General features: G+C 60.7%; 20 protein-coding genes and 1 tRNA gene. 8 read left to right on the top strand and 13 right to left on the bottom strand.

The window, feature by feature from the left end; translation table 11 throughout:
• Positions 1 to 7: 7 nt before the first annotated feature.
• Both RTP54_RS05250 and RTP54_RS05255 read right to left on the bottom strand, forming a co-directional pair.
• The gene (locus RTP54_RS05250; protein ID WP_312361412.1) at positions 8 to 1,510 is read right to left on the bottom strand and encodes a glycosyltransferase family 39 protein; all 1,503 of its coding nucleotides are present in this window, start codon (positions 1,508 to 1,510) and stop codon (positions 8 to 10) included.
• Positions 1,503 to 2,480: a glycosyltransferase family 2 protein gene (locus tag RTP54_RS05255; RefSeq protein ID WP_112807105.1), complete on the bottom strand. Its 978-nt coding sequence runs from the start codon at positions 2,478 to 2,480 to the stop codon at positions 1,503 to 1,505. The genes RTP54_RS05250 and RTP54_RS05255 overlap by 8 nt, the downstream gene beginning before the upstream one ends.
• A gap of 135 nt (positions 2,481 to 2,615) precedes the next feature.
• On the opposite strand from RTP54_RS05255, the gene RTP54_RS05260 reads away from it, so the two are divergent.
• The gene (locus tag RTP54_RS05260; protein ID WP_312361413.1) at positions 2,616 to 3,569 is read left to right on the top strand and encodes a lysylphosphatidylglycerol synthase domain-containing protein; all 954 of its coding nucleotides are present in this window, start codon (positions 2,616 to 2,618) and stop codon (positions 3,567 to 3,569) included.
• 22 nt (positions 3,570 to 3,591) lie between these two features.
• Here RTP54_RS05260 and RTP54_RS05265 read toward each other — a convergent pair whose 3' ends face one another.
• The 5 genes from RTP54_RS05265 to RTP54_RS05285 all read right to left on the bottom strand — a co-directional run bounded on the left by RTP54_RS05265 (position 3,592) and on the right by RTP54_RS05285 (position 6,575).
• The gene (locus RTP54_RS05265) at positions 3,592 to 5,094 is read right to left on the bottom strand and encodes an AMP nucleosidase (protein WP_112807101.1); all 1,503 of its coding nucleotides are present in this window, start codon (positions 5,092 to 5,094) and stop codon (positions 3,592 to 3,594) included.
• 77 nt (positions 5,095 to 5,171) lie between these two features.
• Positions 5,172 to 5,492 carry a YnfA family protein gene (locus RTP54_RS05270; RefSeq protein ID WP_112807099.1) on the bottom strand — a complete coding sequence of 107 codons (321 nt, stop codon included), beginning with the start codon at positions 5,490 to 5,492 and terminating at the stop codon, positions 5,172 to 5,174.
• A gap of 94 nt (positions 5,493 to 5,586) precedes the next feature.
• Positions 5,587 to 5,763: a hypothetical protein gene (locus RTP54_RS05275; RefSeq protein ID WP_162703324.1), complete on the bottom strand. Its 177-nt coding sequence runs from the start codon at positions 5,761 to 5,763 to the stop codon at positions 5,587 to 5,589.
• A 13-nt stretch (positions 5,764 to 5,776) separates the two neighbouring features.
• Entirely contained in the window at positions 5,777 to 5,950 is a 174-nt protein-coding gene (locus RTP54_RS05280) for a hypothetical protein (protein ID WP_025426369.1), read from the bottom strand.
• 283 nt (positions 5,951 to 6,233) lie between these two features.
• Positions 6,234 to 6,575 carry a DUF2147 domain-containing protein gene (locus tag RTP54_RS05285; RefSeq protein ID WP_112807097.1) on the bottom strand — a complete coding sequence of 114 codons (342 nt, stop codon included), beginning with the start codon at positions 6,573 to 6,575 and terminating at the stop codon, positions 6,234 to 6,236.
• 129 nt (positions 6,576 to 6,704) lie between these two features.
• On the opposite strand from RTP54_RS05285, the gene RTP54_RS05290 reads away from it, so the two are divergent.
• On the top strand, positions 6,705 to 6,881 hold the full coding sequence (locus tag RTP54_RS05290; RefSeq protein WP_312361415.1) for a hypothetical protein: 177 nt from the start codon (positions 6,705 to 6,707) through the stop codon (positions 6,879 to 6,881).
• Positions 6,882 to 7,170: 289 nt separating this feature from the next.
• Positions 7,171 to 7,437, top strand: coding sequence for a tetratricopeptide repeat protein (locus RTP54_RS05295; protein WP_112807095.1), 267 nt, complete (start codon positions 7,171 to 7,173; stop codon positions 7,435 to 7,437).
• A gap of 66 nt (positions 7,438 to 7,503) precedes the next feature.
• On the opposite strand, the gene RTP54_RS05300 is transcribed toward RTP54_RS05295, so the two are convergent.
• From RTP54_RS05300 to RTP54_RS05310, 3 genes are all read right to left on the bottom strand, one after another.
• Positions 7,504 to 8,625, bottom strand: a complete 1,122-nt coding sequence (locus tag RTP54_RS05300; RefSeq protein WP_312361417.1) for a pyridoxal phosphate-dependent aminotransferase — start codon at positions 8,623 to 8,625, stop codon at positions 7,504 to 7,506.
• A 135-nt stretch (positions 8,626 to 8,760) separates the two neighbouring features.
• Positions 8,761 to 9,135 carry a PilZ domain-containing protein gene (locus RTP54_RS05305; protein WP_312361419.1) on the bottom strand — a complete coding sequence of 125 codons (375 nt, stop codon included), beginning with the start codon at positions 9,133 to 9,135 and terminating at the stop codon, positions 8,761 to 8,763.
• 204 nt (positions 9,136 to 9,339) lie between these two features.
• The gene (locus RTP54_RS05310) at positions 9,340 to 9,864 is read right to left on the bottom strand and encodes a hypothetical protein (protein WP_312361421.1); all 525 of its coding nucleotides are present in this window, start codon (positions 9,862 to 9,864) and stop codon (positions 9,340 to 9,342) included.
• A gap of 151 nt (positions 9,865 to 10,015) precedes the next feature.
• Here RTP54_RS05310 and RTP54_RS05315 point away from each other — a divergent pair, with 151 nt between their 5' ends.
• From RTP54_RS05315 to RTP54_RS05325, 3 genes are all read left to right on the top strand, one after another.
• Positions 10,016 to 12,235 (top strand): caspase family protein, encoded by a 2,220-nt coding sequence (locus RTP54_RS05315; RefSeq protein ID WP_312361423.1) that lies wholly within the window; start codon positions 10,016 to 10,018, stop codon positions 12,233 to 12,235.
• 157 nt (positions 12,236 to 12,392) lie between these two features.
• Positions 12,393 to 12,482: transfer RNA gene (locus RTP54_RS05320), tRNA-Ser, on the top strand.
• Positions 12,483 to 13,144: 662 nt separating this feature from the next.
• Entirely contained in the window at positions 13,145 to 14,182 is a 1,038-nt protein-coding gene (locus RTP54_RS05325; RefSeq protein ID WP_312361424.1) for a porin, read from the top strand.
• A gap of 227 nt (positions 14,183 to 14,409) precedes the next feature.
• Here RTP54_RS05325 and RTP54_RS05330 read toward each other — a convergent pair whose 3' ends face one another.
• Both RTP54_RS05330 and RTP54_RS05335 read right to left on the bottom strand, forming a co-directional pair.
• Entirely contained in the window at positions 14,410 to 15,306 is an 897-nt protein-coding gene (locus tag RTP54_RS05330) for an alpha/beta hydrolase (RefSeq protein ID WP_312361425.1), read from the bottom strand.
• 302 nt (positions 15,307 to 15,608) lie between these two features.
• A complete protein-coding gene (locus tag RTP54_RS05335) occupies positions 15,609 to 17,681 on the bottom strand; it encodes a lytic transglycosylase domain-containing protein (RefSeq protein ID WP_312361427.1) in 2,073 nt (690 codons plus the stop codon).
• A gap of 295 nt (positions 17,682 to 17,976) precedes the next feature.
• Between RTP54_RS05335 and dapA the strand changes: the two genes are divergently transcribed.
• Positions 17,977 to 18,861 (top strand): 4-hydroxy-tetrahydrodipicolinate synthase, encoded by an 885-nt coding sequence (gene dapA / locus RTP54_RS05340; RefSeq protein WP_112811807.1) that lies wholly within the window; start codon positions 17,977 to 17,979, stop codon positions 18,859 to 18,861.
• Entirely contained in the window at positions 18,861 to 19,340 is a 480-nt protein-coding gene (gene smpB / locus RTP54_RS05345) for an SsrA-binding protein SmpB (protein ID WP_112811806.1), read from the top strand. The genes dapA and smpB overlap by 1 nt, the downstream gene beginning before the upstream one ends.
• Before the next feature lie 81 nt (positions 19,341 to 19,421).
• Here smpB and RTP54_RS05350 read toward each other — a convergent pair whose 3' ends face one another.
• On the bottom strand, positions 19,422 to 20,003 hold the full coding sequence (locus RTP54_RS05350) for an NYN domain-containing protein (RefSeq protein WP_112811805.1): 582 nt from the start codon (positions 20,001 to 20,003) through the stop codon (positions 19,422 to 19,424).
• Positions 20,004 to 20,441 lie beyond the last annotated feature (438 nt).

Consider the following 20,441-nt stretch of genomic DNA (forward strand, 5'->3'; position numbering starts at 1 on the left):
CCCGGGATCAGTTTGTGATCCCGGGTGCCTTGTCGATCCAGAGATAGCCGAAGCTGTACTGGTCTTCCGGTTTGCCATGCAGGAAGGGCAGGGAGAGAACCTGCGGCGAGGCGGTCGTGGCCGAAATTCCGCGCGCCTCCATGGCTGCGGCGAACGCCTCCGGCAGAACCGGTTCAGCCTTGCCACCATCACTCCACACGACCAGCAACGGTGTCTTGGTCGCGACCGACCTTGTTGCGACGTCGTCCGGGATGATGACGTTCGCACCGCGAAGGCGTGTGCGCAGGTTGCCGGCGATCATCTTGTCGGGCGCGAGGATGAGGGCCGGCTCGCGCCCCTCACGCTTGACGAGGGCATCGGCCAGCGTTTCATAAGGGATGCTCAGCCGGGAGTATTTTCCGAGATATGGTTGCACGATCGCCCGCGCGGAAACGATCACCAGCGCCCCAAGCACGATGAAGGCGACGATGAGCAGGAATGGACGAAGCATCGGCCTGGCGTCGATTCCGGCGGCGTCCACCTTGAGGCAGAGATACAGCGGCAGCAGCACCAGGAACAGCACAAGCCATTTTTCCCGGATATGGGTGGCTGCGACGGTGAGAATGACCACCGCTACCGCCGCAAGGCAGATCAGCAGCATGCGGCCGATCAAGCGGGTCCATTGGTTCTCCGCCGCCCAGATCGCGGCAAGGTGCTTGCGAAACACCAGGCCGAACACCACGAGCGGCACGGCACTGCCGCGGATCGTCGCGGAGATGAACGAGACCAAGCCGTCGAACGCCTGCGCAAGCCGACCTTCCGCGTGGTGCTCGCGCATTTCGATGAGCGTGCCTTCCGAGGCGGAGCGAATGTTCTGCAGGATCCACCATCCGTGCGGCAGCGCGATCAATGCCGCGATGGCGAGTGCGACGAGAATTCGCCAGTCGAAGAGCCGCGCGCGCAGGCCGGGCTCGCAAAGGACCGCGATCACGGCAGCGGCCGGCAGAAGCACGAAATTGTATTTGGCGATGAAGCCTATGCCGACGGCGAGCCCGGTCAGTGCATAGGCGGCCAGGCTCGGCCGGGTCAGGGTGCGCAAGAACCCGTAGAGAAACAGCGAAACGGCAAACAATGCCGCCACCGTGTGGGAAAGGTCGCGCTGTGCCAGCAGGAAGATCGGCGGCAAGGTCAGAACGCCCAACATGGCGATCGAAACAAGCCGCTGTTGCGCCACGATCTCACGCGCGGCAAGGCCATAAAACAGACAGCAAAGAAACAGAAGCAGGTTCTTGAGCGCCGTCATGGTTGCAAGCGAGGGTCCGAGGACTGCTCCAAGCCCGTACTGCAGCCAGTTGTAAAACGGCGGCTGCGAGCCATAGCCAAGCTGGAGGAATTGCGACACGAAGGCCTGCTCCGCCTCGTCGATTTCGAGCGAGGTCGAAACGGAAAGACGCAGGCACACGCACAGCACGAAATAGCCGGCAAGCAGGGCAGTGATCCGGTTTGCTCGTCCCTCGACGATATCAAACATTCGTCGGATCCCGCACGAACACCTCGCGCACGATGTAGCTGGTAGTTTCGTCGTCGCGGAAATAGGCTCGCGCCATCATCTCGGAAAGGATGCCGGTCGTCACCAGCTGCACGGATGACAGGAACAGCATCACGCCGACGATCAGCAGCGGACGGGTGCCGATATCGTTGCCGAGGATGAATTTGTCGAAGGCAAGGTAAAGCAGGATGAGTGCGCTGATGGACCCGGTTGCAAGCCCGATCGAGCCGAAGAAATGGCCTGGCCGTGCCTTGTAGCGCATGAAGAACAGGACGGAGAGCAGGTCGAGAATCACGCGGAACGTGCGCGATATGCCGTATTTCGAGTGGCCATGCTGGCGGGCATGGTGGGTGACGGGCATTTCGCCGATCCGGCTGCTGGGCACCACGCCTGCGACCCAGGCGGGGATGAAACGGTGCATCTCGCCCATCAGCTTGACCTGCTTGATGATCGAGGCGCGATAGACCTTGAGGCTGCAGCCGTAGTCATGCAGCCGGACGCCGGTGATCTTGCCGATCAGCCGGTTGGCGCACCAGGACGGGATCTTTCTGAACAGCAGTCCATCCTGGCGGTTCTTGCGCCACCCGACGAGAAGGTCGAGTTGCCGCTCCTCGATCGCCTTGACCATGCCGGGAATATCGATCGGGTCATTCTGCAGGTCGCCGTCGAGGGTCGCGATCAACCGGCCGGACGCAGCGTCGATACCGGATTGCATGGCGGCGGTCTGGCCGAAGTTTTTCTGCAGTTCGATGATCTTCAGCTGAAGATCGGGGCGACAGAGCGCCTTTCTGGCGTTGGTCAGGGTTCGATCGGTGCTGCCGTCATCAACCAGAATCAGTTCCCACGGCGCTGGAAAATTCGCCATGGCGTCACTGACGCGTGCGATGAGGGGCTCAATACTATCCTCTTCGTTGAAAACCGGAATGACGACGGAAAGCTCTATGGACTGCATTGGCTCGCTCGTGCATTCGGCGCGTCGTGCACGCGCCGGAAGAATTGGAATGCGCTTACATAACCATTTTCTTGCACAGTTATCGGTGATAACCAACGTGTAAAGTTGCGTTTCAACACGGGAAATTGGCACCTGATGAATTCTGGCTGCGAGTCCGGGCGGCGAACTTGGCTTGCGCGCAACCGGGTGACGGTGATCGCGGCCGGCGCGATCGTCGCCTATGCGATTTTTGTCGAATGGGTCTGGGGCTGGCAGCACCTGCTCGCACAATGGACGAAAATCGGCCTCGGCCACGGTGTTGCGGCCCTGGCGCTGCTCGTTGCGACCTACTTCATCCGCGGCTACCGTATCTACGATTATTTTCCGATGGAGACGGCAGGCCGGTTCCTGGCGCTGTTTCGCGTCACGCAGGTGCACAATCTCCTCAACATCATGCTGCCTTTTCGCACTGGCGAGACAAGCTTTCCGTTGTTGATGCGATCGGAATTCTCGATTCCGCTGGCGCGTGGCACGTCCGCGCTTCTGGTCATGCGCCTTCTCGACCTGCACGCCCTGTTGACGGTCGCAGCGCTCGGCGTGGTCCTCGCGCACGGGTCAGGCGCCGCCTGGGCATTCTGGGCTGCGGCGCTGGTCGCGCCCCTTCCGGTGTTTCTGTTGAAGGATCGCGTTGTCGCGCTGGCACGGCGTCTGCTGCCTGCAAAACTGGATCGTATTGTCGAAGAGCTCAACGCCGGACTGCCCGGTACGACAGGTGCATTCCTGAGGGCCTGGGCGATGACCATCCTGAACTGGGCGGTCAAGGTCCTCGTTCTCGCGTGGGTCCTGGCGATCATGGGCGTCGCACCGCTTGCGGCCTGTTTCGGTGGCGCTCTCGGCGGTGAACTGTCCTCGGTGCTGCCGATGCATGCGCCGGCGGGCGTCGGCACCTATCCGGCAGCGATCGCTGCCGGCGCCGTTTCTTTCGGCGCGGGTACGGACCGCGCCACGCTGGCGCAACTGGCCGGTGCCGGAGTCAACGCGCATCTGTTGATCATCGTGTCCGCGGTCGCGGGCACGATGCTTTCAATGTTTCTCAACAGAAGGCCCTGAGCGCCGTCTTGGTGACTGGGCGCTACTGGAACGATGTCTCGTAGAAGCTTCTGAGCTTGCGCGAGTGCAGCTTCTCGGGCGGCATTGCGGCGAGCTTCTGCAAGGCGAGGATGCCGATCTTCAGATGTTGGCTCACCTGCGTGCGATAGAAGGCCGTGGCCATGCCGGGTAGCTTCAACTCGCCGTGCAGCGGCTTGTCGGAAACACAAAGCAGCGTGCCGTAGGGCACCCGGAAGCGAAAGCCGTTGGCGGCGATCGTCGCCGATTCCATGTCGAGCGCGATGGCGCGCGCCTGCGACAGGCGCTTGACCGGTCCGCGCTGGTCGCGTAGTTCCCAGTTGCGGTTGTCGATGGTGGCGACCGTGCCGGTGCGCATGATCTGCTTGAGATCGTAATCACGGTAGCCTGTGACCTCTGCCACGGCGTCCTGCAACGCCACCTGCACCTCGGCAAGCGCCGGTAGCGGGATCCAGACAGGCAGGTCGTCGTCGAGCACGTGATCTTCACGCATATAGGCATGGGCAAGCACGTAGTCGCCGAGCCGCTGGCTGTTGCGAAGGCCGGCGCAATGCCCGAGCATCAGCCACACATGGGGGCGCAAAACGGCGATATGGTCGGTGATCGTCTTGGCATTGGACGGGCCGACACCGATATTGACCATCGTGATGCCGCCGTGGCCCTTTTTCTTCAGGTGGTAGGCAGGCATCTGCGGCAGGCGGGCAAGTGTGTGGTCCGTTTCCGGCTTGTCGGCGCCGGCAGGCGTGATGATGTTGCCCGGCTCGATGAAGGCCGTATAGCCGTTGCCGCCCTCCGCCATCTGCTGGCGTGCCCAGGCGCAGAATTCGTCGATGTAGAACTGGTAATTGGTGAACAGCACGAAGTTCTGGAAGTGGTTTGCACTCGTGGCGGTGTAGTGGCTGAGGCGGGCGAGTGAATAGTCGATTCGCTGCGCGGTAAAGGGCGCCAGTGGCGAGGGCTCGCCCGGGCCCGGCTCATAGGAACCGTTGGCGATCTCGTCGTCGGTGGTCGTCAGATCTGGCGCGTCGAACAGGTCGCGCAGCGGAATGTCGATGGATTCGCCGGCCGCCGCCTCGACATAGGCGCCTTCGCCAAAAGCAAAATGCAAGGGGATCGGCGTCGAGGATTCCGACACGGTCACGCCAAGGCCATGGTTGCGGATGAGGTGCCCCAGCTGTTCCTTCAGATAATGCCTGAACAGTTTCGGCCGGGTGATCGTCGTGGTGTAGACGCCGGGCGCGCTGACATATCCGAAGGACAGCCTGGAGTCGACATGGCCGAAGCTGCTGGTCTCGATGCTGACCTGCGGATAGCAGGCGCGATAGCGCGTCAACGGGACGCCGTTCTTGCCCAGCCCCTCGAAAGCCTCGGTGAGGAACCGGGTATTGCGTTCGTAAAGCGCCTCCAGGCAATCGACCGCGGCGGCAGGATCATCGAAGAACTGCGGCTCGAACGGCTCGGGCGTGGAGACGGAAAGGACGGAGTGGGAAGAGATTCGCTTGTTCATGTCGCATTATAGGCTGAGGCCTCTGACAAGCAAACGACAAGATGCGAACATGCACAACCGCCGCGAACGGATGCAACCTAGCGCGGGCCTGCAAGAATGATGGCGCTGCCGACGAGTGCGACGGCCATCCCGGTCAGGTCCCAGCGGTCGGGCCTGATGCCTTCGGCAAGCCACAGCCACAACAGCGATGCAGCGATATAGACCCCGCCGTAGGCGGCATAGGCACGACCTGCGGCTTCGCTGTCGATCAGGGTCAACAGCCAGGCAAACAGCGCCAGTGACGCGACGCCCGGGATCAGCCACCAGATCGGCTTGTCAAGTTTCAGCCAGGCCCAGAAGGCGAAGCATCCGGCGATTTCAGCAAGGGCGGCAAGGGCGTAGACGGCATAGGCTGGCATAGGCGGCGGGTTCCTTTCAGCGGTGAAGGGATAGGAAGCCGCGCGGGGATGCAAGCGATAAAGGCAAATTAAAAGGCGCCGGTGGCGCCTTTGGTCAGCTCATGGCTTGACGCTGAAGCGTCACGAAGAGAACGAGGCCAGCCCCCTGCTTGCCGATGCCAAGGCCACTGGCCTTGCTATAGGCGAGTGCCCCAACCGGCGCCATCAGCAGGCTGGCAAGTGCAAGAACACGCAGCGAGAGAAAGGCGGATGTGGAAAGGGCGGCCAGCATGTCGGCTACTCCGTTAGAGCTTGGCTTGGCAATATTGCGCCGTGTGCGCGGTGCAATCCGTCAGCGAACCGAGATAGGTGTTGCTGCGACGGCGTTCGGTATCTGCGCTGACTGCGGCGGCAAGGGTCATCGCAAAAACAACCATCAGAAGGCTGATAATGGTGAGGCGCCGAGCAAGAATGTCCATGGTTCTGTCCGTTGGTCTGGAGGCGGTTCAAATCGATTGAGTGTGTTTTCGCACACCCAAACTGAACTCTTGCTGATATCGTCGTTCATCTGGCGTTCATCTTGCGATTGAAGCCACCGCCGTTTTCGCGGGCAGGCGCGTCAAACGGCAGAATCTCGACAGTTCCGTCGCGGGCGCCGCGATCACCGCGCGACATCAAACAAAAAACCCGCCGAAGCGATCGACGGGTTTGTTCATGGTTGGACAGCGACCGTGAGGCCGCTTCAGCAAGCTCAGGCGAACCTTAAAGGCGCGACCAGGTCTGCGATTTGCAGAGAACCTTGAGCACGCAGCCCTTCATCTTCAGCGAGTTGCCGTTGACGTCGCCTGAGCCACTATAGGTCTTGTCTGTTTCGGGGTCGGTAATTTCGCCGGAATAGCTGCCGTTCGTGCCGGACAGGTTGCCAATGCGCTTGCCGGCATGTTTGCCGGTCTTCAGCGTGACGCAGAAGGCGCCTCCGCAGGGAGCGATCTCGGCCGTCGCGCCGGTTGCGGTCTTCCAGTTGCCGACGATCGGTTCGGCGGCACTGGCCGTTCCGGCGACGCCAAGGGCGAGAGCCGCTGTCATGAGCAGGGTGCGTATCATTCATTCCTCCAGATAGAAGGGTCCGGCGCGGTCCGCTTCGCCGGTATCCCTGCAGATATCCTCGTTTGAAAGGCAGTCTCCTCACCGCCGCGGGCACGATAGCTTACGCGCACGTAAAGGTAAACTGGCTTGGACGCGGCCGTTTATGCTTTTTCTTTGCCGGGTTCCGACCGGGAAAAGCCTGAGAAATGCAGCGGCCTGAAGATGGCAGCTTTTTTCGTGGTTACCGTTTGGTTGAAATCGGCGGTTGAATATTTCGTAAATTTTTATGCGAATGCGCCGGATTTCCTGCCTTTCGATGTTTAACAAAAACTCAAGTTTACCAAGTGTTTGAACTTTGTTTGTCGCAAATTAATCATGCATTTTAAGCGCGCATTGAAGGACCTCCTGCATAGTAAGACCCATAAGACGAGCGGAGAAATTCACCCCGCCGAATGACCGAAGACGACGCTGCAAAAGATGGCGCGGTTCGGAAAGGCCCTCAAAGAGGCACGGTCGAACAGGGACCAAAAAACGAATGCTGATCTGGAGCAGGGCCCGCCTCGAAAGGGCGGGCCGCTTCGGAAAACCAACCAGGCAAAACAGGGACAATAAAATGGCACGCTTTGATATGCAGGTTGCTTCCAATAGCGCGATGGGCGGTGAAAACCAGGCTGAAGTCTTTTGCGAGATGGGTCTGGCCTACGCGACCGGTCGCGGTCGTCCGGTCGATCTGGTCGCCGCCCACAAATGGTTGAACATCGCGGCGATCAAGGGCTGCGATCGCGCCGTCGATCTGCGCGCCGACCTTTCCATGACCATGAGCAAGGCCGACCTCGCGGCAGCCCTGCGTGCCGCCCGCGAGTGGATGACCGTCCACTGAGCGACAAGGCGGGGCCCAAGCTCCCATGGCGGCGCCCGCAAGTGAGCAGGCGCCCGATATCGAGGCCTACCGGCCGGCGAGTTTCGCCAGAACCTTTGGCAAGGCGGCCTCAAGCAGTTCCATTTCCGCTTCCGGCCCGGTGCTGACGCGAATGCAGCGGTTGAGCGGGGCAACGCCGGGCATGCGGATGAAGATGCCATGGTCGCTCATCAGCGTATCGACGATCGCGCGCGCATGGACCGCATCCCGACCACAATCGATGGCGACAAAGTTGGTCGCCGATATGAGCGGCAACAAGCCGTTCTGCCTGGCAATCTCGGCGATGCGCTCGCGCGATTGCGCGATCCGTGCCGTGACCGTTGCCAGATAATCCTGATCGCCAAGTGCCGCGATTGCCGCGGCCACGCCGATCCTGTTCATCCCGAAATGATTGCGGATCTTGTCGAACGCCTGGGCCGTTCCGGGTGTGGCGATGACATAGCCGACGCGTGAGCCTGCGAGGCCATAGGCCTTGGAGAAGGTCCGCGTGCGCAGGACGTTGGGCATGTCGATCAACGTGTCGATTGCTGGCAAGGCTTGCCCCGGTGCCGTCTCGCAATAAGCCTCGTCCAGAATGAACAATGTGGTTTCCGGTAGCGCCTTGGCGAACTCGACGATCCGCTCGGCATTCCACCAGCTTCCCATCGGATTGTCGGGATTGGCGAAATAGACGAGCGGGGCATTCTCTTTTTTCACGGCGGCTAGCAATCCCTCGAGATCCTCGCGGTCGCCGAGATAGGGCACTGTCACCAGCCGGCCGCCATGGCCGACGACATGATAGTTGAAGGTCGGATAGGCGCCGAGCGACGTCACGACAGGCATGCCCGGCTCGATGACCAGCCGCACGATCTGCCCGAGCAGCCCGTCGATGCCTTCGCCGATGGCAATGTTATCCGCAGAAACGCCAAGCTGGGTTGCCAGCGCCTGCTTCAGATCATGGTTTTCCGGGTCCGCATATCGCCATGTCGTTGCCGCCGCCTCACGCATCGCCTGAAGGACGCTCTCGGCCGGGCCGAAGCCGCTTTCGTTGGCACCGATGCGGGCCGCGATCGCCCGTCCGCGCTGTCGCTCGATGGCCTCTGGCCCGACGAAGGGAATGGTGGACGGTAGGGATTGGATAAGTGGCGTGAAACGAGAAAAGGCGGACATGCTGGATAATTGGCCCCGTTCGAACAAAGTTCGCGGAACTTACTGCATAAATCCCCAAATCGGAATCGATTTCAGGACAAGCTGATCCGGCAACTCGACGTGTCGAGGCGAGCCGCTGTTTTGCCCGCAAAGGCCCTAGCGGCGCTTGGGCGTCTTGGCGTTCTCGCCGGTAAAGAACTCCTGCCGGATGATCTCGCGCAGCAGTGTCTGTTCGATCGGCTTGATGAACTGCACGCCGACGCGATCGCCGTGGCGATAGACCTCGGCGCAGCCGATGCGAAGTGACGTGCCGATAATATGGAGATAATAATGCTGCGGCAGGCCAATGGTCGTCTGTACCGAGAAGCTCGCGCCGCCGCGGGAAATGTCGATCATCCGACAGGTCCGCACCGAAACGTTGCCAAGGCCCGGCTGCACCGTCGTCAGCGTGGCGGCATGGCCGATGGAGAAGCGCTCGTAGCGACGCTCGTAGAACGGCGAGGGCACGCAGGAATACATCGTCTGCTGCATCTGTCATTCTCCGCCAACGCCGGATCGCGACATGCGATCATTTCGGCCCTCGAGCGTCGGCAACTCATTTGCCCACGCTTGATCTTCGCCCGACTATCCGGGTTAAGTCGAGGGCAGTCTCGGCTGAGAAGTTTGCAATCCCCTGAAAGAGATCGATAAAAATCTAACTTCGGCGATTTTCCTTTATCCGGCGGGCTTTCGCAGTCAAAAGCCGCCGCTCGAAAACTGCATGCGAATGAGCCGGCTGACGAAATCCGGCGCGAGCAGCATATTGAAACGCACGCCGAGTTCGGCGCCGCTGCGATGGACTTGAGAGCAGCCGATTTCCTCCTTGAAGCCATCGATCTGCAGGAAGAAGTGTTTCGGCACCATCAGCGCGGCGTTGAAATCGAGCATCGCACCCGCGATCGAGATGTGACGCAGCAGGCACTGATACTTGGTCTTGGCCTTGAGGTGCTCGCCGATGATCAGAATTCGACAGGGGCGCTCAATAAAGTAGTGTTGGTGGGTCGTTGCCAGCTGTCCTGGCTTTGCCTCCGCAACGTGCATTTTCATCGACATGGCAAGCTCCGGAACGCATAGCCTTTCATTGGCACAAGGATGGGCACCGCAAGGCGCTGGAATCAGCGGCCGCGAGCGATGCGCTGACCGAGTTAAGATTGCCGACTTGCTTAGACCTTGCGGCAGGCGCTCGGGCGGTCTTGCGGAAAAAATATGGCGAACGGGCACATTGAAAGCCTATGGCTCATACGTAATAGTTTCAGAAGGGCACGATCGTGGGGCGGTGGCATCGTCCGGACGTGCCGCAAATGGGGTTCGCGCCTCCTCATCCCCGCTTGAACAGGGCGGATGAAGCGGAGGTGACGGCGGAGGGCAGAGCATGGTTACGGGGCATTCGTCGCGCTGGCGGTCGTTCGTCATTCTTTTCGTGGCATTGCTCGCCTTTGCGCCCGACGACGTCCTGGCCGCAAAGCGCGTCGCTCTGCTGATCGGTAACGAAAAGTATGAGGCAACCTCGCAGCTCAACAATCCCGCCAACGACGTGGAACTGATGAAGGCCTCGTTCGAGGAGGCCGGATTCGATTCGGTCACCACCGTGCACGACCTCGGGCGACAGGACATGGTCAAGGCGCTGCGCGATTTCGAGGACCTGGCAACCGGCGCCGACGTCGCCATCGTCTATTATTCCGGCCACGGCATGGAAATGAACGGCCAGAACTTCCTGCTGCCGACCGATGTCCAGTTGAAGACGGACAAGGATATAGAAGACGAAGCGATCGGCCTTGATCGGGTCCAGCGGGCGCTCGAGGGTGCAACCAAGCTGAAACTGGTGATCCTGGACGCCTGCCGCAACAATCCGTTCGAGCAAAGCATGACGCGCTCGATTTCCACGCGCGCCGTTTCGCGGGGGCTTGCGCGCGTCGAGCCGGAATCCGCCGATCTGCTGGTCGCCTTCGCGTCCAAGGCCGGGACGGTCGCCCTTGATGGCGAGGGCAGGAACAGTCCCTTCGCCACCGCACTTGCCAAATACCTGACCGAACCGGGCGTGGATGTCCGCATCGCGCTCGGCAAGGTGCGGGACGAGGTGGTGGCGGTCACCAACCGCGGCCAGGAGCCCTTTGTCTACGGATCGCTCGGTGGCGCGCAGATCTTCCTGAACATCAGGGAAGTCAACATCAACATCACCAATGGCGGCGGGCAGCTCTCGCCCAACAGCCAGTCGGCGGCCGCGGCCGACTGGCAGAATATCCGCGATCTCGCGGACAAGGACCTGATCGCAGCGTTTCTGGCCAAACACGGCTCCGACCCCGTCTACAAGATGCTGGCGGAAAAGAAACTGAAGCTCCTGACCGAGGCCGAACAGACCTCGAGCGCGACGCCTGACGAAATCGCCTGGGATGCTCTGAAGCAGTCGACCGATGCGGCGGCACTCACGCGTTTCCTCGAACGCTATCCAGACAGCAAACATAAGGTCGAGGCAGAGCAGCAGATCGCGGCCCTCGAACCGCAAAAGGGTCTCAACATCTCCAGGACCGGCAAGGATACCCAGGCTTCACGCGATTGCTATCTCTTGGCCGGCGAGCCGCAGTCCATGCCCGGCTTCGTCGGCGTCAACTTCCTGAAGCTTGATTCTGCCCGCGCGTTGACGGCCTGTGCCCAGGCGGTCAACGAGAACCCGGACGACATGATGCTCGTCAACATGCTCGGCCGGGCGCAGGACGCCGGACGCGACTACGTCGAGGCCCGCCACAATTATCAAAAGGCGGCCGATCGCGGCAATATGTATGCGCTGACCAATCTTGCCTGGTTCTCCGTCTACGGCACTGACGGCGCTATCGACGTCGATCAGGGCAAGCGGATGTTCGAACAAGCGGCAAGGGCCGGCAATGCCTACGGCCAGGCATCGCTCGGATGGCTCTATCGCGAGGGCTACGGCGGTGTAGCGCAGGATTACGAGGAGGCGGCGCGCTGGTACCAGCTGGCCGCCGACCAGGGCTATGCCAATGCCATGGCGACCGTTGGCTGGTTCTATCGCGAGGGGCTCGGTGTGCCGAAGGATCTGGCGCAATCGCTCGTCTGGTACAAGAAGGCGGCCGAAGGTGGCGATGTCAACGCGATGTCGTCGCTTGGCTGGGCCTACCAGAACGGGCTCGGCACCGGGCAGGACTATGTCGAGGCCAAGACCTGGTACGAGAAGGCAGCGAACGTCGGCGATTCCTATTCGATGGCATTGCTCGGCTGGTTCTATGATATCGGAACAGGTGTCGAGCAGGACTATGGCCGCGCCCGCACTTATTATGAGATGGCGGCGAACGCCGGCAGCGCCTATGCGATGGGAAACCTGAGCAGACTTTATGACTATGGGCTTGGCACCAAGGCCGATGCCAAGGAGGCGGTGCGTTGGGCGGCCGCCAGCGTCGAGGGCGGTGATCCGGCCAAGCTTCAAGAGCTGAAGGCGCAACCGAACAATTTCACGCCGGCGTTCCGCAAGGAAATGCAGGCGCTGTTGAAGGATCGCGGTTTTTACAGCGGCCCTGTCGACGGCGACTTTGGGGCCGCGACGCTCGATGCGATCGACCGGCTGTCGCGCAAGTCTTAAGGAATGGGGAAAGGCTGGCGCGCCTAAACCACGAGCGGCTCTTCAGGCACCTAAATGGGCGCCTTTGGCGGGCGCCCACATGAAAATGAGACGAATTGTCGGAAACCGACAAAAAAATCTTGCATTGCCCGCGGTCTGACACTAGTCAGGCGCTAACGGAGAGGTGGCCGAGTGGTCGAAGGCGCTCCCCTGCTAAGGGAGTATACCCGGAAGGGTATCGAGGGTTCGAATCCCTTCTTCTCCGCCATTACCTTTCAAGGTTGAATTTTCCCCATTCGTCTTATCGCAGCGATCACTCATTGAGCGGGCGCATCGCATTTCGTCCAGCGGGCCGACCCTGGGGCAGGCCGGACGTGCGGCCATCGCGCAGCCTCAGTCAAAGTTCAAGAAATTCCATCGCTTTTCCGTGTCGAGAATCGCAGCGCTCGATCGGTCGCGTGCGAATCTCGTGATTTGATTCTGGCGATTCCTGCCGTCTGCGGGGCATCCCGTGGCGGCGAATCCGCAAAACGCGACGATGTACTCCATCGTCCCTCGATCAGATTCTGACTGGAGAACCGGCTTTTCCTCGCAATTTGGACCGGTTTCTGCCTCTTTCTGAAACAGGCGAGGCGTTGTTTCCTTATGCTAAGCATTGGGGAATAAAGGGTTTTCTTAATCCTTTGTTAATTTCTTCAGCCCGCCTGCGGCGATTTTGTGTCGTTTCAGCAACAGGGTTCGGCGAAGGGCGATGCAAAGGACGTCATCTCGCCAGTTGGACGTTGCGCCGATGAGCGCGTCTTGTATTTTCAACTCCGGAAGCAAGGGCGGTTGATCGTCCGACTTCTTGAACGTTGGGGATGGGGCAGGGAACGCTGTCCTTCAGCAAAATACCCAGACCCGTTTGAAACTTTTGACTGGAGGTCAGAAATGAACATCAAGAGCCTTCTTCTCGGCTCCGCTGCAGCTCTCGCAGCAGTATCCGGCGCACAGGCAGCCGACGCAATCGTCGCAGCCGAGCCGGAGCCCATGGAATACGTTCGCGTTTGCGACGCTTTCGGCACTGGCTACTTCTACATCCCGGGCACGGAAACCTGCCTGAAGATCGGCGGCTTCCTGCGCTTCCAGACCTCGTTTGGTCGTGACGCAGCTGACAGCCGTTACAACCAGGAAGACTTCGGTGGCCAGTCCACGTCTGACTGGGATGCCTTCTCGCGCGCTTACATCTCGTTCGATGCAAAGAGCGACACCGAGTACGGCACGCTCACCGGCTTCTTCGCCGCTGAATTCAACGCCGACAACGACACCGACGCTGGCGACAGCTTCATCGACGTCGACGAAGCCTACATCCAGCTCGGCGGCCTGAAGGCCGGCTTCTTCTACAGCTGGTGGGATAAGGGCATCAACGGCGAGTCCGATTCGCTCGGCAACAACACCGAGTTCAACTCGATCGCCTACCTCTACGACGGTGGCTCGTTCCAGGCTGGTGTTGCAGTTGACGAACTCGAAGGCACTTCGACGAAGTCCAACGGCGTTGGCGTTCAGGGTATCGTTTCGGCTTCGGTCGGCGGCGTATCGTTCGACCTGCTCGGCGGCTACGACACCGAATTCGAAGAAGGCACGATCCGCGGCCTGCTCTCGGCTGACCTCGGCCCGGGCGTCTTCCAGCTCGCTGGTCTCTGGGCTTCCAACCCGAACGCTTACTGGGCACGCTCTGAGTGGTCGGTTGCTGCTTCGTACCGCTTCAACGCTACGGACAAGCTCGCCATCACTCCTGGCGCTCAGTACTTCGGCAGCCTGCAGGACTCGCTCACCAGCTTCGGCAGCGACGATGCATGGCGCGCTGGTGTAACGGTTGACTACAAGATCACCGAAGGCCTCGCTACCCGCGTGTCGGTTCAGTACGAAGATGAAGACAATGGCGACGACCAGGTCTTCGGTTTCGTCCGCCTGCAGCGCGACTTCTAATCTGATCTGACCTCGGTCAGTTTAGAGAAGCCCGGCTTTCGAGCCGGGCTTTTTCGTTTGAGCAGATATCCGGACCGGTGTTCCTCAAGCGGTACAAGGGGCTGAATTCACCAGGTCGCGGCGCTGACGACCTGACGGGGTTCGCGCGGTTGTACCGCACGGCGGGGGCACGCGGTGCCGAGTTTACGCGATTGCAGTCTGTCGATGACGAATGCCAAGGCCCCTGTTCAGGCGTCTTTGGCGATCGCCGCCAGGAAAAGCACGATGTCTTGCCTCGGGCCATCAAGATGCAACAGCGGCGCATGTCCCTGACCTTGCGCGGTCACCGATACCATCCCGACATTTCGACGCTGCATTTCGGCCGCTGTCTCGCTTGAAAGTAAACGCGAGTTCTCGCCGCGAATGAGCAGAAGCGGGTGCTGGCTGAGAGCCTGAAAGGCTTGCCACAGATCGGGCAGGGTCGTCTTGGCACTGAGAGACAAAAGCGGCGCAGCTATTGCCAAATCGAAGTCGGGAACCGCGTGCCCGTGTTCATTGCGATAGATCGCGACCGCCATCTCCTGCCAGTCGGCGGCGCCGAGTACCGGAAACTCTGCGCCGTGCACCGCGCGGAGATAGGCTGGCGCCTCTTCCCAGGTCTTTGGTGTCGTGCCGCGGTTGAGATAGTCTCGAATTGCCAGCAATCCATCGAGCTCGATCACCGGTCCGATATCGTTCAATACCACGGCAGCGATCAGGGACGGCACCTGCTGCGCGAGCAGATGCAGGATCAATCCACCCCGCGAAGTGCCGATGAAGACAGCCTTTTTAATGTCGAGCGTGCGGCAGGCGGTGATCACGTCATTGGCTTCGACAGGGACGGTATAGTGGCTTTTGTCCGGGTCGCGGGCCGATTGCCCACGGCCACGATAGTCGAGGCAAACGACGGTGCGGTTGCTGCCTTGCGGCGATGAGAGAAACAACGCCAGCGAGTGAAAATCCCGGCTGTTTCTGCTGAGGCCGGGAAGGCAGACGATCGGCAGATGGCTATCGCTACCGGATGACGTGCGACCATAGATCCGGGCGTAAAGCCGCAGACCGTCATCCGATAAAAAATAGTGCTCACTGAAGCCGTCCTGCTGCATATGTTCCACCGCTCTCGCTGTTTCACCGGACCTGCTGCGGCGCGCCCCAGGCCGTCGTGGAGCGTCGGACCGTTGCAGGTCGCCGACACTAACCTGGATCTCGCGGAGCGGGATATGCAAAAGGCACGCAAGGTCAGCCAGTCGCCCGACACGAGACGTCGATCCCAGACAGGTGACGGATCTGGCTTGGGAGCAAGAAGCAGCTTCAAGGCTGATCCTATGAGCCCCAGGAGCGGCAGGCTCATTGACTTCGGCTAGGGCGCTGCCGATATGGCTCAGGATTTTTGGGCCGCTCGTGCGGATTATGAAGGCGAACGCCCCACTCTGAGATCTTCAACGATATCAGCGCTTTGCCCAAGTCTGACCTTGTAGACCTGATAGTTTTCCATGACGCGCTGGACGTAGTTGCGCGTTTCCTGGAACGGGATCCGCTCGATCCAGTCGACGACCTCGTCGATCGGCTTTCCGCGCGGATCGCCATAGCGGCTGAGCCAGTCGGGAACGCGGCGCGGGCCGGCGTTATAGGCGATGAAGGTGAGGATATAGGAGCCGCCGAAGCTGTTGATCTGCTCGCCGAGATAGTGGGCGCCGAGCGTGGCGTTGTATCCGGCATCGCTCGTCAGCCGATCCTTCGAATAGGCAAGGCCATAGCGGCTGGCGACGCCTTTGGCGGTTCCCGGCAACAATTGCAGAAGGCCGCGGGCATTGGCGGTCGAGACCGCTGCCGGATTGAAGGCGCTCTCCTGGCGCGCGATCGCATAGGCGAGGGCCTTGCCCGAGCCGCCGATATTGGCAGTCGGCGGAATGACGCCAACGGGGAAGGCGAGCGCGGCGACATCGATGCCTCTACCGAATGCGGTCTTGCCGATCTGAAGCGAAAGCTGGTGGTTTCGCGTTTTTTCGGCGCGGGCCGAAAGGATCGCCAACTCGCCGGGGCTGGTCAACTCTTCTGCCAGTGCCCGATAAATGCTGTCTGCGCGCCAGCCGTGGCCCGCGGTCTCGAGCCGTGCGATGGCCCGCACCGCCTCGCGTCCCTCGAAGCGGGCACGATCTTCCGACGAAGGTGCTGGATAGGCGACATTGAGCGCCTTGCGGCCAAGCCGGGCAGCGGCGAGCTGACCGTAGAATGTTCCGGGAAATTTGGCCGCATTGGCGAAATAATCCTTGGCGTTGCCCGGCCCGCCTGCCTCCGCCGAGCGACCGAGCCAGTACCAGGCCCGCGACGCTGAAAGCGGCCGGCTGGAAACATCGAGGATGCGACGGAAATGCCGGGCGGCCGCGGCCGGGTCTTCCATGCCGCGCAAAGCGTACCAGCCGGCGTGAAACTCCGCATCGACTATATCGGTTGCCTCGCTCGCCTGATGGTTGGCGGCGACGCGGTAGGCGCCGCGGAAATCGCCCTTGTCCAGCAGGCCGCGGCTAACGATCCGCTGCTCCGTCCACCACTCGCCGGGATTGACCAGCGCGTCCTGATCCCTTGGCATCGCCGCCAGCAGCTTGGCTGCTTCCGCATACTTCTCCTGCTTGCGCAGGCTTTCTATGCGGATGAAGAGATAGGCCGGATCCTTATGCCATGAGGGGTCGACCGCCGATATCAGGGCGGGGGCGTCTGATGAACCACGGCTGGCGGCGGCCCAGGCGCGAAAGAGTGACTGCGCCTTGCCGAGTTCGCTGAAGCGCTCGGCCTGCTCGACGCGATTGCGATAAAGCAGCATCGTCATCCGTCGCCTGTGATCGGCAACGGTCAGCAGGCCGGAAAACTCCGACAGGATCTGTGTTTCGACACCTTTGTCGAGCCCCTGCTTGAACCAGAGCGCGCGCAACCGCGTCGCCGCCGCCGCATTCTGTCCCTCAGCGACAAGCGCGCGGGCAAGAACGAGCGTTCCTTCGGTCGTCTCGGGCTCGGTCTGTCCGAAGGCGGCGAGAATGTCGGCTGCCGGCGGGTTCTCGCGATAAAGCGCGCGCTCGGAGTTGGCGCGCAGCGATTTCAGGCCCGGCCATCCCTGCAGTTCGCGCTGGGCGTCGGCGATTTCAAAGGAGGGAATGCCGCGCTGTCCCGAGACGGCGATCGCCCAGGTCAGGATATGGCGGTCGAGCGTGCCTTCGCGCATGCCGTTGCGAACAGCGAGTGCCTTGGCGGGATCCTTGTTGGAAAGCGCATCCAGTCCGAGCTTCAGGTCACCCTGGATGGGTGAAATCGTCGCGGGTATCGCTCCGGTGACGTCCTTGGTCGAAACGCCACTGGGTCTATCAGAAATTGCGGGCTTGTTGCCCGGCACGGGCACTTTGTTGGCGGGCTCGGAAGACAGGGCCGACGAGGCCGAAAGCGCTGCGCCGAGAATGGCGGCGACAGACAGAAAGATTGATCCGCGCATCAAGAGCCCCACGTTACCCCGTGTCTCGCATTCATTTGCCGCCGGATTGCCTAACGAAACGTTACCGGTGTTTACCGATCATGGCAATCGAGCCGTCGTCACCACTGCACCGGATGGCAGGCGACAAGGATTATGTGGCTTGAGCGTCAAGCTTTTGCGTGAAAACCGGCATGAAATGCCGTGTCACGGCGCTTGCCGCAGCCCCCTCACATGATTATGGTGCGGCAGTTTTTTAACCGTCGAATACGGCCAAAGCGTGAGTGTATTTGCGCCTTTGGTCCGTCAGGAGTTGTGCATGTTCAAGGGTTCCATTCCCGCTCTCGTAACACCGTTCACCGCCGCGGGCGCAGTGGATGCGGAAGGTTTCGTCGCGCATGTGGAATGGCAGATAAAAGAGGGCAGCGCCGGTCTCGTTCCCGTCGGGACGACAGGCGAATCCCCGACCCTTTCGCATGCCGAACACAAGCAGGTGGTCGAGCTTTGCATCGCCGCCGCTGCCGGTCGCGTGCCGGTGATTGCCGGCGCCGGTTCGAACAACACGATCGAAGCGATCGAACTGGCGCAGCACGCTGAAAAGGCGGGTGCGAACGCGGTGCTCGTCGTGACACCCTACTACAACAAGCCGACGCAGAAGGGCCTGTTCGCCCACTATTCGGCAATCGCTCAGAGCGTGAAGCTGCCAATCATCATCTACAACATCCCCGGCCGTTCGGTCGTGGACATGAGCGTGGAGACGATGGCGGCGCTCGCCAAGGCGCACCCGACCATCGTTGGCGTCAAGGATGCGACTGGCAAGATCGAGCGCGTGTCGGAACAGCGCATGGCCTGCGGCAAGGATTTCGTCCAGCTTTCGGGCGAGGACGCCACCGCGCTCGGTTTCAACGCCCATGGCGGCGTCGGCTGCATCTCGGTGACCGCGAATGTCGCGCCGCGCCTCTGCGCCGAGTTCCAGGAAGCGACGCTCGCCGGCGATTACGCCAAGGCGCTCGAATACCAGGACAAGTTGATGCCGCTGCACAAGTCGATCTTCATGGAGCCTGGTCTCTGTGGCGCCAAGTATGCGCTCAACCGTCTCGGCCGCATGAGCCGTTCTGTCCGCTCGCCGTTGCTTTCCACGCTGGAGCCGGCGACGGAGGCTGCGATCGATGCAGCGCTCAGACATGCAGGATTGATGAACTGATGGCACCAAAGGGAAGCCAGCGCACGGTCAAGAAGATTGTCGCGGAGAACCGCAAGGCCCGTTTCAACTACGAGATCGTCGATACCTACGAGGCCGGTATGGTTCTGACCGGAACCGAGGTGAAGTCGCTGCGCGAAGGCAAGGCGAATATCGCCGAATCCTACGCCACGGACGAGGGCGGGGAGATCTGGCTGATCAATTCCTACTTGCCGGAATACCTCCAGGCAAACCGCTTCAACCACGAGCCCCGCCGTCGGCGCAAACTCCTGCTATCGAAGCGTGAGGTCAACCGGCTGCAGGGCGCCGTCAATCGCGAAGGCATGTCGCTCGTTCCGCTCAAGATCTATTTCAACGATCAGGGCAGGGCCAAGCTCGAGCTGGCGCTCGGCAAGGGCAAGAAACTGCACGACAAGCGCGAAAGCGCCAAGGAACGCGACTGGAACAGGCAAAAGAGCCGGCTGCTCAAGGATCGCGGCTGAACAGGCCGCGCTCCTTGCTGAGGCGTATCGCAGCCTGGCCGCGGCAAATTAGGTCATTGTCTTGGGGATGTGGCCGATCGCTTAGATGTCGACTGGGTCGGCCACGGGTTCGACGTGCTGCCGGGGCGTGCGTTCCGACGGATCGCGGCCGATTTCGGCGCGCAGCGTCACAAGGTCGATGAAGTGGTCGGCCTGACGGCGCAGATCATCGGCAATCATCGGCGGCTGGGTTGACATCGTCGATACGACCGAGACTTTACGACCCTTGCGCTGCAATGCTTCCACGAGCGTCGTAAAATCGCCATCACCCGAAAAGATCACCAGATGGTCGACAGTCTCGGACTGTTCCATGGCGTCGATCGCGAGTTCGATGTCCATGTTGCCCTTGATCTTGCGACGGCCGAGCGAGTCCGTGAATTCCTTCGCCGGCTTGGTCACGACCTTGTAGCCGTTGTAATCAAGCCAGTCGATCAACGGGCGGATCGACGAGTATTCCTGATCTTCGATGAGCGCCGTGTAGTAATAGGCGCGCAAGAGATAGCCGCGTTTCTGAAAGGCTTTCAGCAGCTTGCGGTAATCGATGTCGAAACCGAGACTCTTCGACGCGGCGTAGAGATTTGCGCCGTCGATGAAAAGAGCGATTTTCTCGCGGGGATCAAACATCGTTATTCCTTTTAAGTGCGCATCGCATTGCGGTAAGCCGCCCATCGGCGGATGCGCGAAAATACGTCGTTTACATTAATAATTGCTGATATTGCAAATAATGTAGTTAACCACTTGCATTATTCCAAGCGGCATCGCGCGAATATAGCTAGTTTTAGCAGTTGCTGCAGTTCGTCCACATCGGAAGTCTGCAGTTTCTACCAGGCGTCTCAGGTCTCAATCTAGATATGCAACTAGGATGTGTGCGTGCGAATTCCAGCCCGTTCGTGTGGCATTTTATCACGCAGTACCGGATGATGTGAGCGCCTTGTGCAGGAAAAACTTGAACTTGTGCTGTTTTGATTGTATCCGGGCGGCTAATTCCAGAAATCGGAGCCGACGAGGCCGTCACCCGGCGGCCGTTCCGGTCTCGTGTCGTTAATCCGTGCTGCGGCGATG

Origin of the sequence: Ensifer sp., from assembly GCF_031989085.1 — a bacterium.
Taxonomy (GTDB): domain Bacteria; phylum Pseudomonadota; class Alphaproteobacteria; order Rhizobiales; family Rhizobiaceae; genus Ensifer.